This window comes from Adlercreutzia sp. CNCM I-6216 (assembly GCF_977113345.1).
Genome location: NZ_CDSBIE010000032.1, coordinates 1 through 1,508 on the forward strand (window position 1 = coordinate 1; position 1,508 = coordinate 1,508).

1 protein-coding gene is annotated in these 1,508 nt (G+C 75.3%); it reads left to right on the plus strand.

All coding sequences use genetic code 11. The annotated features are described in order from the left end of the window. Positions 1 to 50 precede the first annotated feature (50 nt). The gene (locus tag ACYVRU_RS12080; protein ID WP_092197605.1) at positions 51 to 1,481 is read left to right on the plus strand and encodes an IS3 family transposase; all 1,431 of its coding nucleotides are present in this window, start codon (positions 51 to 53) and stop codon (positions 1,479 to 1,481) included. The last annotated feature ends 27 nt before the right edge of the window (positions 1,482 to 1,508 follow it).

Genomic DNA, 1,508 nt, shown 5'->3' on the forward strand with positions numbered 1-1,508 from the left:
GGGGGTGCGGACAAAAAGTTGGACACTCCGGTGTCCGGATTGGAGTCCGCATGTACCCGTTGGAGACCAGGGAGCTCGCCGTGGAGGCCGTCGCGGCGGGGTTCAGCCTGACCGAGGCGGCCGAGCTGGCCGGCTGCAGCCGCACGGCCGTTGTAAATTGGGCGAAGGCGGCGGGCGTCGCCCCGCCGCCCCGCAAGAAGGCCGTATACTTGCCCTTCGACAGGAAGATGGAGCTCGTCGCGCGGCTGGAGGCCGGGGAGCGGGCCGCCGACCTCGCCGCCGAGGCCGGCGTCACCGCCGCTGCCGTCTCCGGCTGGCGCCGGCGGCTCCGCGAGGAAGGGGCGCTCTCCCTCATGACCGACTCGGACATCGCCGCCCGCGCGCCGGAGCCCCGCGAGGCGCCCTCGGAGCTCGAGGAGCTCAGGGCCCGCTGCGAGGAGCTGGAGCTGCGCAACGCCGTCCTCGAGGGGACGATCGACATACTAAAAAAAGACCCAGGCGCCGACCTGTCCGCCCTGACGGCGGCGGAGAGGGCGGCGCTGGCTGACCGGCTCAGGGGGCGCTTCGGGCTGCGGGCGGCGCTGGCGGCGCTGTCCCTGCCGCGCAGCACGTTCTACGACCGCCTGGCGGCGGCCTCCGCGCCCGACCCGTACGCCGCCCTGCGGCCCCTGGTCCGGGCCGCCTTCGAGGCGTCCGGGGGCGCCTACGGCTACCGCCGCGTCCGCGCCGAGCTCGCGCGGGGCGCCGGCGCGCCGCAGCGGGCCCGCGGCGCGGCGGGGCTCGACCCGGCGCGGCCGGTGGCGGTCTCCGAGAAGGTGGTGCGCCGGATCATGGCCGAGGAGGGGCTGCGCGCCCGCGCCCCGCGGGCGGCCCGCTACAGCTCCTACGCCGGCGAGGAGGGCCGCGCGGCGGCGCCCAACCTGCTGCTGGTCGACGCCGGCCGCGACCTGCACGACTTCTCGGCCGCCGCCCCCGGCGAGGTCCTGGTCACCGACATCACCGAGTTCAGGCTGCCCGACGACCCGCGGAAGGTGTACCTCTCGCCGGCCGTCGACCTGTTCGACGGCGACGTCGCCGCCTTCTCGGTGGGCACCTCGCCGTCCAAGGCGCTCGTGGCCGAGATGCTCGCCGGCGCCGTGGCCGCCGCCGGGGGCGGCTTCACGCTCCACAGCGACCGCGGCTGGCACTACCGCACCCCCGACTGGGTCCGCGCCTGCGGGGAGGCCGGGGTGGAGAGGTCGATGTCGCGCAAGGGGCACTCGCCGGACAACGCCGCCTGCGAGGGGTTCTTCGGCAGGCTCAAGGTCGAGTTCTTCCACGGGAGGGACTGGCGCGGGGTCTCCGCCGAGCGGTTCGCCGCCGAGCTCGCCGAGTGGATCCGCTGGTACCGGGAGGGGAGGCTGAAGGCGTTCGACGAGGGAGGGCGCAAGGTGTACGATACGATAGCCGGCCGCAGGAGGCGGCTGGGGCTGGCCGCCTAGGCCGTCCGGAAAAACGTCCGCACCCCC

Coding starts and splice junctions, on each gene's coding strand:
- ACYVRU_RS12080 (WP_092197605.1), top strand. CDS start 51: ATGTACCCGTTGGAGACCAGGGAGCTCGCCGTGGAGGCCGTCGCGGCG.